This is a genomic window from Stenotrophomonas sp. HMWF003, assembly GCF_003061285.1.
GTDB classification, from domain to species: Bacteria; Pseudomonadota; Gammaproteobacteria; order Xanthomonadales; family Xanthomonadaceae; genus Stenotrophomonas; species Stenotrophomonas maltophilia_AP.
Genome location: NZ_QAIW01000074.1, coordinates 1 through 9,075, shown reverse-complemented (window position 1 = coordinate 9,075; position 9,075 = coordinate 1). Strand labels below are relative to the sequence as shown.

Sequence of the window (9,075 nt, the reverse complement as noted above, 5' to 3'; positions counted from 1 at the left end):
GATTGGCGCCAGGCCAGCGCGAAGCTGGCATCGTCGCTGGCCGGGTGATCGTCCAGCGGCGCGATCCGCAGCGTCCGCGGCAGGGCATCGCTGCCCACATCCAGCTCCAGCGTCTCACCATGCACCGCGATTGCGGCACCTGATGCCGCTTCCGGCGCAGTGAAGCTGCCGGCCACGATCCGGTCCGCGCGCACCGCGATCGTGACCTTCCGACGGAACACAAAACGCTGCAATTGCGACGCAATCGCATCGGCGTCGCCGTCGGCGAGCACCAGCACGATCCGTTCTTCGTCCACCCGGATCAGCTGGAACACAGCAATGGTGCGGCCTTTGGCGCTCAGCCAGGCGCTCCACTGCCAATGCCGGACGGGCAGGGCGGTGACGTCGCTGGAAAATTGGGCGTGGGCGAACGCGGCCGCATCGGGACCATCCAGACTGAGCAGCTGGTGACCGGAGAGGCGCGGAAAACCGTTGAAATCCATGGGCAGGTTGTCAGGCACGTGAACGGGGTCTAAAATTTGTGCGTTGCGAGACCACCCATGATAGGCCAAACAACCCCCACTCCAGATTCCGACTCCGAAGCCCCGCAGGTCGATGAGAAGCAGCCGCTTCCGCAGACCCCTGTGGTGCCCGTGGAGATTGGTGGCCGCGGCGGACTCGATCCGGTGCGGTATGGAGACTGGGAGAAAAACGGACGCTGCATCGATTTTTGATCAGCATTGAGCCAACGCGGCATTGCGCCGCCCAGCCGAGACAACGAGCCCAGCGAATGGCCGCCAGAGAACGTCCCCTTTCCCCGCACCTTCAGGTGTATCGCTGGCAGATTCAGATGGCCACCTCGATCCTGCATCGAGCCTCCGGCATCTTTCTGTCTGTTGGAGCCCTGATCATCGCCGGCGGCCTGCTCGCCCTGATGATGGGCCCTGAATCCTGGAACTGCTTCACCGGCCATGCCGGTAGCTGGTACGGCAAGTTGTTCCTGTTTGCATGGACGTGGGCCTTCGCCTACCACCTGTGCAACGGCATCCGCCACATCGTGCAGGACTTCGCCATCGGCTTCTCCATTCCTGCCTTCGTGCGCAGCAGCTGGATCTCGGTCTTCGCCAGCCTGGTGATCACCGCCCTGGTCTGGGCCTACGTCTTCGCCGGAGCCGCCGCATGAACAAGTACCGTACCCCGCTGAAGAACGTGCGTGGCCTTGGCGCGGCCAAGACCGGTACCGAGCACTTCGTGATGCAGCGCCTGACCGCCACCGCGCTGGTCGGCCTGACCGTGTGGTTCCTGGTGTTCGTGCTGAGCCTGATCGGCGCCGATTACGTGACCGCCACCGACGCGGTGTCCAAGCCGTGGAATGCGGTGCTGCTGGTCGGCTTCCTGGTCGCGATGTTCTGGCACGCCCAGCTCGGCCTGCAGGTCGTGCTGGAAGACTACATCCACAACTCGCTGCTGGCCCTGGCGCTGCAGACCACGGTGAAGTTCATCGCCGTGCTCGGCGCGATCGTCAGTGTGTTTGCGGTCGCCCGCATTGCGCTCGGCGCTGCCTGAGTCCAGGCACCAAGACAGGAATCCAGATTAGATGTCCGCTTACAAGATTACGGAACACAAGTACGACATGGTCGTGGTCGGCGCCGGTGGCGCTGGCCTACGCGCTACGTTCGGTCTTGCCGCCAAGGGCCTGCAGACCGTCTGCCTGACCAAGGTCTTCCCGACCCGTTCGCACACCGTGGCCGCGCAGGGCGGTATTTCCGCCGCGCTCGGCAACATGGGCGAAGACGACTGGCGTTACCACTTCTTCGACACCATCAAGGGCTCGGATTGGCTGGGTGACCAGGACGCCATCGAGTACATGTGCCGCGAAGCGATTCCGGCCATCATCGAACTGGAACACTACGGCGTGCCGTTCAGCCGTACCGAAGAGGGCAAGATCTACCAGCGCCCGTTCGGTGGCATGACCACCAAGTACGGCGAAGGCCCGTCCGCGCAGCGCACCTGCGCCGCGGCCGACCGTACCGGCCACGCCATGCTGCACACGCTGTACCAGCAGTCGCTGGCGCACAACGCGCGCTTCATGATCGAGTACTTCGCGCTCGACCTGATCTTCGATGACGAAGGCGTCTGCCGCGGCGTGCTCGCCCTGGACATGGCCGACGGCTCGCTGCACCTGTTCCGCGCCCACGGCGTGGTGCTGGCCACCGGCGGTTACGGCCGCGCCTACTTCAGCGCCACCTCGGCCCACACCTGCACCGGCGACGGCGGCGGTCTGGTCATGCGTGCCGGCCTGCCGATGCAGGACATGGAGTTCGTCCAGTTCCACCCGACCGGTATCTACGGCGCGGGCTGCCTGATCACCGAAGGCGTGCGTGGCGAAGGCGGCATCCTGCGCAACAGCAACGGCGAGCGCTTCATGGAGCGCTATGCACCGCACTACAAGGATCTGGCCTCGCGCGACGTGGTGTCGCGTTCGATGACCATCGAGATCCGCGAAGGCCGCGGTGTCGGCGAGCACAAGGATCACATCCTGCTCGACCTGACCCACCTCGGCCCGGGCGTCATCGACGACAAGCTGCCGGGTATCGCCGAAAGCGCCCGCATCTTCGCCGGCGTGGACGTGCACAAGCAGCCGATCCCGGTCATCCCGACCGTGCACTACAACATGGGTGGCATCCCGACCAACTACCACGGCGAAGTCGTGCGCAAGGTCGGCGACAACCCCGATGCCGTCGTGCCGGGCCTGTACGCCATCGGCGAAGCGGCCTGCGTGTCGGTGCACGGCGCCAACCGCCTGGGCTCCAACTCGCTGCTCGACCTGGTGGTGTTCGGCCGTGCGGTGGCCAACCGCTGTGCCGAGACCATCAAGTCCGGCGCGCCGCACAAGACCCTGCCGTCGGATGCGTGCGACAAGGCGCTGGGCCTGCTGGACAAGCTGCGCTACGCCAACGGCGACACCCCGACCTCGGTCATCCGCGATCGCATGCAGCGCACCATGCAGAACGACGCGGCGGTGTTCCGGACCAGCAAGACCCTGGAAGAGGGCTGCAGCAAGATGGCCGAGATCTTCGACTCCTTCCAGGACGTCAAGGTCACCGACCGTTCGCTGGTGTGGAACTCGGACCTGATCGAAACCTACGAGTTGAACAACCTGCTGCTCAACGCGGTGGCGACCATCAACTCGGCCGAACAGCGCAAGGAAAGCCGTGGCGCGCATGCGCATGAGGACTTCCCGGACCGCGACGACGTCAACTGGCAGAAGCACACGCTGGTGAACGTCGACGAGAACGGCAAGTGCGAGTTCGACTACCGTCCGGTCCACATGTACACGCTGAGCAAGGACGTGGACGTCGTCCCGCCCAAGCCGCGCGTTTACTAAGAGACCTGCGGCATGACCTCCGTCCACGCAGCGCCCGCGACCACCGCCACCCGCATGGGTGGGGTGGCGCGTGCGCCGCTGGCCGGGGGTGTCGACTTCCTCATCTTCCGTGCTACCCGCGCCTGCACCGCAGCGCGAGCCGCCTGAGCCAACGAGAACAGCCATGGCCGAGTTTTCCCTCCCCAAGAATTCCAAGATCGGAAAGGGCAAGCACTTCCCCGCCAAGAGCGGTGCGAAGAACACCCGTACGTTCAAGATCTACCGCTGGAGTCCCGACGACGACAGCAACCCGCGCACCGATACGTATGAGATCGATCTGGACGCCTGCGGCCCGATGGTCCTGGACGCGCTGATCAAGATCAAGAACGAGGTCGATCCGACCCTGACCTTCCGTCGTTCGTGCCGCGAAGGCATCTGCGGTTCGTGCGCGATGAACATCGACGGCACCAACACGCTGGCCTGCACCCGCGCCATTGCCGACTGCGGCAAGGCCGAAGTGCCGATCTACCCGCTGCCGCACATGAGCGTGGTCAAGGACCTAGTGCCGGACCTGACCCACTTCTACGCGCAGTACGCGTCGATCAAGCCGTGGATCCGCACGCAGACCCCGCCGCCGCCGGATCGCGAGCGCCTGCAGTCGCCGGAAGACCGCAAGAAGCTGGACGGCCTGTACGAGTGCATCCTGTGCGCGTGCTGCTCGACCAGCTGCCCAAGCTACTGGTGGAACGGCGAGCGTTACCTGGGCCCGGCCATCCTGCTGCAGGCCTACCGCTGGATCGTCGACTCGCGCGATGAAGACACCGGTGCGCGCCTGGACGAACTGGAAGATCCGTTCAAGCTGTACCGCTGCCACACCATCATGAACTGCTCGCGCACCTGCCCGAAGGGCCTGAACCCGGCACTGGCCATTGCCGAGATCAAGAAGCTGATGATGGCGCGCCGCGCCTGATCCTGCGGTTCATGTTGTCGCCGCGATTGCGGCGACGATTGCGGCGGCACCGACCGGAAGGTCCGGTGCCGCTGTTGTTTCCGGCCCTGGGTGGCCGGCACCTTGAGGAACGCGATGTCGATGGACGAAGCCACTGAACTGAAGAAGCTGCGCTGGCGTTGCCGGCGTGGCATGCGTGAACTGGACCAGCTGTTCGGGCGCTACCTGGACCGTTGCTGGCTGCAGGCACCGACCGAAGAGCGCGAGGTTTTCCTGTTCCTGCTGGAAAGCGAAGACGATAAGTTGTGGCGCTGGTTCATGGGTTACGAGGAGTGCCCGCATGCCCAGCCTGCCGCGCTCATCGCCCGGATCCGCGCCCTGCCGGCTTGAGTGGCGGCCCTCCCGCTGGCAGTGCGCTGCGCACTGGCTGATCACCGCGCTGCTGCCGTGGGCGGTGTGCAGCACGGACCTGGCCTACGGCTGGCACTGGCCGGCCGCCCTGCTGGCCGTGGCCCTGGGCGCAACCAAGGCGTGGCGCTACGGGCGCATGCCCGCCCAGGCCATCGTGATCCCGCCCGGTGAGGCCCCGGTCCAGGTGGATGGGCAGCCGGTCGACGACCTGCAGCTGTCCGATCGTGGCGTGTTGCTGCAACTGGCCTGGCGCCGCCAGGGACGCCGCCGCTGGCGGCTGTTCTGGCCCGATACGCTGAGTGCGGCGCAACGACGTGAACTGCGACTGGCCGTGCGCGCACGCTGCATTTCCCGTTCACGTCCAGCAGTGGCACCATAGCCTGAATTGTCCGGCGCACCTGCATGTTCAAACCCATACCTGTTTCGATCGGTCTGCGCTATCTGCGCGCCAAGCGCCGCAACGGCTTCATCTCCTTCATTTCGATGGCCTCCATCCTCGGCATCGCGCTGGGCGTGACAGTGCTGATCACCACGCTGGCGGTAATGAGCGGCTTCCAGAAGGAGATCCGCGACCGCCTGCTGCAGATGACCGCCCATACCACCATCACCAGCGATGGCGCGCCGATGTCGGACTGGCAGCGTGCGGTGGATCAGGCCAAGAAGGATCCGCGCGTGGCCGGCGCCGCGCCGTACATCGAGATCCAGGCGATGCTCAGCGGTCCGCGCGTGCAGGGCGCGATCGTGCAGGGCATCGACCCGGCGCTGGAGCCGGGCGTGTCGGTGATCAACCAGAAGCTGGTCAAGGGCAGTTTCGACAGCCTCACCCCGGGCAGCTACAACCTCCTGGTGGGCAAGGAGCTGGCGCTCTGGCTGGGCGTGGATGTCGGTGACACCGTCCTGGTCACGCTGGCCGAAGTGCAGGGCACCCCGGTGGGCGCGATGCCACGGCTGAAGCGCTTCACCGTCAGCGGCATCTTCGAGGCGGGCTACAACGAGATCGACAAGGGCGTGGCCTTCGCCAACATGACCGACATGGAACGCGTGCTGCGCATGGACGGTGTCACCGGCGTGCGGCTCAAGCTGCATGACATGGACAAGGCGCTGGACGTCGGCGTGGACCTGGCCCATGGGCTGGGCGGCGCATACCGGGTCAGTGACTGGACCCAGCAGAACGCCAACCTGTACCACTCGCTGCGCATGGAAAAAGTGGTGATGGGCATCCTGCTCTCGCTGATCATCGCCATGGGCGCGTTCAACCTGGTGTCGTCGCAGGTGATGCTGGTGACCGACAAGCAGGCCGACATCGCCATCCTGCGCACGCTGGGCCTGACCCCGGCCGGGGTGATGCAGGTGTTCATGGTGCAGGGCTCGCTGATCGGCATCATCGGCACGGTTGCCGGCGTGATCGGCGGCATCACCCTTACCTTGAACCTGGAACGCATCCTCGGCGCGATCGAGACGGTGTTCAACGTCAAGCTGCTCCCCGAAGACGTCTACTACATTACCGGCCTGCCCACCGACATGCAGGCACCGGACATTGTCATCATCACCATCACCGCGCTTGTCATGAGCTTCCTGGCGACGCTGTACCCCGCGTGGCGTGCCGCCCGCACCCAGCCGGCGGAGGCCCTGCGTTATGAATAAGGTCATCAACCGCGGCGACGAAGTGATCCGCGCGCAATCGCTGGCCAAGGTGTATGCCGAAGGGCGCATGCAGACCCACGTCTTCAACGGCCTGGACCTGAGCGTCAGCGCCGGTGAGACGGTGGCGATCATCGGGGCCTCCGGCGCGGGCAAAAGTACCCTGCTGCACCTGCTGGGCGGGTTGGACACGCCCACCGCCGGCGAGGTGTATGTAGGCGGCCATCGCATGTCCGGCCTTTCCGACGGCCAGCGCGGTGAACTGCGTAACCGCGCGCTGGGATTCGTGTACCAGTTCCATCACCTGTTGCCGGAGTTCACCGCGCTGGAAAACGTGATGATGCCGATCCTGCTCACGCCGATGCGCTCGCCGTTGTCGCAGCGCTTGATGTATGCCGGCTTCGGCGTGATCGGTACGGCGCTGGCCAGCATCGTCAATGGTGCCACCGCGTTCGTGCGCGGCGGACCGCAGGTGGCCGAGGCGCGCGCGCGGGCGACTGCGCTGCTGGAATCGGTCGGCCTGGGCCATCGGCTTGATCACAAGCCGGGCGAGCTTTCCGGCGGTGAGCGTCAGCGTGCCGCCGTGGCGCGCGCGCTGGTCAACAAGCCGGCCTGCGTGCTGGGCGACGAACCCACCGGCAACCTGGATGACAAGACGGCTGCGACGGTGTTCGAGCTGATGCTCGAACTGAACCGCGCGCACCACACCAGCCTGGTGCTGGTGACCCACGACCGCAGCCTGGCGCGAAAGCTCGACCGTGTGTTGGAGCTGCGCGAAGGGCGCCTGCACGAACTGGCCAGCAGCGAGGTCTGAGCTGGCCGCTGAATGGCCGGCGCGGACGTCTCGCCGGCCTCACCCGACAGGTGCATCATCGGCATGTTCATCCTTGAAGGTGGTGCCATGAAGACCCTGATCGGCGCAGCGGCGTTGTGCCTTGCCCTGGTGGCGTGCGCCACCACCGGGCGCCTGTCCAGCCAGCAGCGGCTGGAGCTGTACCGGGCCCATGCCGGCCCGCCACAGGACAGCCTGCAGTACTTCGGATCGTTGAATGGCTGGACCGAGCTGGGCGACAGTGCGCTCGCGGTCTGGACCCGGCCCAGCGAGGCGTACCTGCTTGAACTGCGCGGTCCCTGCCAGGGCCTGGACTACGCCACGGCCATCGGCCTGACCAGCCAGATGGGGCGGGTGTCAGCGCGGTTCGACAAGGTGCTGGTGCGTGACCCGACGCCCGGGCCCGCCCTGCCGTGCTTCATCGGCAGTATCCGCAAGCTGGATGTCCAGGCCCTGCGGTCGAGCGAGAAGGAACTGCGTCAGGCACAGGTGCAGGAACGCCAGGACGCCCAGGACGTACCGGCGAAATGATGGCGTAGGGGAACGTTGGACCACCCCGGTAGCTGCCGACCGTTGGTCGGCAGGCCGCAATCACGCTTCGGGAATGAAACCGGCCGGCTTTTCGGCATCCTTCTCGAACAGGTATTTCACCAGTTCGGTTTCCAGGAAGGCGCGGTGCTTCGGGTCGCGCGGCGACAGCCGGTTTTCGTTGATCAGCATGGTCTGGTGCGCCAGCCAGGCGCTCCAGGCGCTCTTGCCGATGCCGTTGAAGATGCGCTGGCCCAGCTCGCCGGGGTAGGGCACGAAGTCCAGGCCTTCGGTGTCACGTTGTTCGTACTGGCAGAAAACGGTGCGGGGCATGGCTTACTCGGACTCGGGTGGAAGTGGTGCGCCCCGCATTGTACGGCGCTTGGGCCGGGCCGGCGGCGCGCCGGTCTCCAGCAGCTTGCGGATCGGCGCGGGCAGGCCGAGGCTGGGCAGGTCCGCCGCGGCCACCCAGCGCAGCGTCGGGTCATCCCGCAGCAGGCCGTCCACGCGCTGCACCAGCACCTGGAGGTGCAGCCGGTAGTGGCTGAAAGTGTGTTCCAGCAACGGCAATGCAGTGGCGTCATCCAGCGCGCCCTGCACATGGGCATCGAACCAGTCCTGCAGGTCGCTGCCGCTGTCGGCCTGCGGCAGCGTCCACAGCTGCGCCCAGATGCCGGTGTCCGGGCGCTTCTGCAGCAGCACGCGGCCCTGGCCGTCGCGCAGCAGCAGCGCGGTGGCCTCGCGTTCGGGCAGGGTCTTGGACGGCTTGGGCGTGGGCAGCTGGTCGGTGCGGCCCTCGCGGCGCGCCACGCAGTCCGCCTGCAGCGGGCAGATCACGCAGGCCGGCCGGCTGCGGGTGCAGACCGTGGCGCCCAGGTCCATCTGCGCCTGGGTGTAGTCGGCCAGGCGCCCGTCCGGCACGTGCGCTACGTGCGCGTCGGCCAGGGCCCACAGCGCCTTCTCCACCTTGGGCAGGCCGGGGAACCCGTCGATGCCGTGGTAACGCGTCAGCACGCGCTTGACGTTGCCGTCGAGGATCGCAAAACGGTCGTTCCAGGCCTGGCTCAGGATCGCCGCGGCGGTGCTGCGGCCGATGCCGGGCAGCGCGTTCAACGCCTCGACATCGCGTGGCAGCGCGCCGTCGTGCCGTTCAACGCAGCGCTGCGCGGCGGCGTGCAGGTTGCGGGCGCGGGCGTAGTAGCCCAGCCCGGCCCACTGCGCCATCACCGCATCGTTGCTGGCCGCGGCGAGGTCGGGCAGGGTGGGGAACACGCGCAGGAACGCCAGGAAGTACGGAATGACCGTGCCGACCTGGGTCTGCTGCAGCATGATTTCCGACAGCCACACCCGATACGGCGAGCGCGGATG

At 66.4% G+C, this 9,075-nt stretch carries 12 protein-coding genes and 1 pseudogene; 10 read left to right on the top strand and 3 right to left on the bottom strand.

Annotated features, from left to right (window positions below; all coding sequences use genetic code 11):
- A pseudogene (locus tag DBR34_RS02915) lies at window positions 1-500 on the bottom strand (folate-binding protein); the annotation flags it as partial.
- Window positions 501-539: 39 nt separating this feature from the next.
- Here DBR34_RS02915 and DBR34_RS02910 point away from each other — a divergent pair.
- From DBR34_RS02910 to DBR34_RS02865, 10 genes are all read left to right on the top strand, one after another.
- Window positions 540-713 (top strand): DUF1674 domain-containing protein, encoded by a 174-nt coding sequence (locus DBR34_RS02910; RefSeq protein WP_081797234.1) that lies wholly within the window; start codon window positions 540-542, stop codon window positions 711-713.
- Window positions 714-769: 56 nt separating this feature from the next.
- Window positions 770-1,162, top strand: coding sequence for a succinate dehydrogenase, cytochrome b556 subunit (sdhC, locus tag DBR34_RS02905; protein WP_038689047.1), 393 nt, complete (start codon window positions 770-772; stop codon window positions 1,160-1,162).
- Window positions 1,159-1,545 (top strand): succinate dehydrogenase, hydrophobic membrane anchor protein, encoded by a 387-nt coding sequence (gene sdhD / locus DBR34_RS02900; protein WP_128095620.1) that lies wholly within the window; start codon window positions 1,159-1,161, stop codon window positions 1,543-1,545. Before sdhC ends, sdhD begins: the two co-directional genes overlap by 4 nt.
- Before the next feature lie 31 nt (window positions 1,546-1,576).
- Entirely contained in the window at window positions 1,577-3,367 is a 1,791-nt protein-coding gene (sdhA, locus tag DBR34_RS02895) for a succinate dehydrogenase flavoprotein subunit (RefSeq protein ID WP_128095619.1), read from the top strand.
- 163 nt (window positions 3,368-3,530) lie between these two features.
- Entirely contained in the window at window positions 3,531-4,316 is a 786-nt protein-coding gene (locus tag DBR34_RS02890; protein WP_128095618.1) for a succinate dehydrogenase iron-sulfur subunit, read from the top strand.
- 120 nt (window positions 4,317-4,436) lie between these two features.
- Window positions 4,437-4,685 carry a succinate dehydrogenase assembly factor 2 gene (locus DBR34_RS02885; RefSeq protein ID WP_128095617.1) on the top strand — a complete coding sequence of 83 codons (249 nt, stop codon included), beginning with the start codon at window positions 4,437-4,439 and terminating at the stop codon, window positions 4,683-4,685.
- Window positions 4,636-5,085, top strand: coding sequence for a hypothetical protein (locus DBR34_RS02880; RefSeq protein WP_128095616.1), 450 nt, complete (start codon window positions 4,636-4,638; stop codon window positions 5,083-5,085). The genes DBR34_RS02885 and DBR34_RS02880 overlap by 50 nt, the downstream gene beginning before the upstream one ends.
- Before the next feature lie 23 nt (window positions 5,086-5,108).
- Window positions 5,109-6,350 (top strand): lipoprotein-releasing ABC transporter permease subunit, encoded by a 1,242-nt coding sequence (locus DBR34_RS02875; protein WP_128095615.1) that lies wholly within the window; start codon window positions 5,109-5,111, stop codon window positions 6,348-6,350.
- Entirely contained in the window at window positions 6,343-7,161 is an 819-nt protein-coding gene (locus tag DBR34_RS02870; protein WP_128095614.1) for an ATP-binding cassette domain-containing protein, read from the top strand. The genes DBR34_RS02875 and DBR34_RS02870 overlap by 8 nt, the downstream gene beginning before the upstream one ends.
- Before the next feature lie 87 nt (window positions 7,162-7,248).
- Window positions 7,249-7,710 (top strand): DUF6491 family protein, encoded by a 462-nt coding sequence (locus tag DBR34_RS02865; RefSeq protein ID WP_128095613.1) that lies wholly within the window; start codon window positions 7,249-7,251, stop codon window positions 7,708-7,710.
- Between the two features lie 60 nt (window positions 7,711-7,770).
- Here the strand turns inward: DBR34_RS02865 and DBR34_RS02860 are convergent, their stop codons facing one another.
- Both DBR34_RS02860 and mutY read right to left on the bottom strand, forming a co-directional pair.
- Window positions 7,771-8,040 (bottom strand): oxidative damage protection protein, encoded by a 270-nt coding sequence (locus DBR34_RS02860; RefSeq protein WP_128095612.1) that lies wholly within the window; start codon window positions 8,038-8,040, stop codon window positions 7,771-7,773.
- A gap of 3 nt (window positions 8,041-8,043) precedes the next feature.
- On the bottom strand, window positions 8,044-9,075 hold a 1,032-nt coding region (gene mutY, locus DBR34_RS02855), incomplete at its 5' end, for an A/G-specific adenine glycosylase (RefSeq protein WP_128095611.1).

What these genes read in the sequence shown, in the direction of transcription:
- DBR34_RS02910 (WP_081797234.1), top strand. Translation starts at nt 540, where the DNA reads ATGATAGGCCAAACAACCCCCACTCCAGATTCCGACTCCGAAGCCCCG.
- sdhC (WP_038689047.1), top strand. Translation starts at nt 770, where the DNA reads ATGGCCGCCAGAGAACGTCCCCTTTCCCCGCACCTTCAGGTGTATCGC.
- sdhD (WP_128095620.1), top strand. Translation starts at nt 1,159, where the DNA reads ATGAACAAGTACCGTACCCCGCTGAAGAACGTGCGTGGCCTTGGCGCG.
- sdhA (WP_128095619.1), top strand. Translation starts at nt 1,577, where the DNA reads ATGTCCGCTTACAAGATTACGGAACACAAGTACGACATGGTCGTGGTC.
- DBR34_RS02890 (WP_128095618.1), top strand. Translation starts at nt 3,531, where the DNA reads ATGGCCGAGTTTTCCCTCCCCAAGAATTCCAAGATCGGAAAGGGCAAG.
- DBR34_RS02885 (WP_128095617.1), top strand. Translation starts at nt 4,437, where the DNA reads ATGGACGAAGCCACTGAACTGAAGAAGCTGCGCTGGCGTTGCCGGCGT.
- DBR34_RS02880 (WP_128095616.1), top strand. Translation starts at nt 4,636, where the DNA reads ATGCCCAGCCTGCCGCGCTCATCGCCCGGATCCGCGCCCTGCCGGCTT.
- DBR34_RS02875 (WP_128095615.1), top strand. Translation starts at nt 5,109, where the DNA reads ATGTTCAAACCCATACCTGTTTCGATCGGTCTGCGCTATCTGCGCGCC.
- DBR34_RS02870 (WP_128095614.1), top strand. Translation starts at nt 6,343, where the DNA reads ATGAATAAGGTCATCAACCGCGGCGACGAAGTGATCCGCGCGCAATCG.
- DBR34_RS02865 (WP_128095613.1), top strand. Translation starts at nt 7,249, where the DNA reads ATGAAGACCCTGATCGGCGCAGCGGCGTTGTGCCTTGCCCTGGTGGCG.
- DBR34_RS02860 (WP_128095612.1), bottom strand. Translation starts at nt 8,040, where the DNA reads ATGCCCCGCACCGTTTTCTGCCAGTACGAACAACGTGACACCGAAGGC.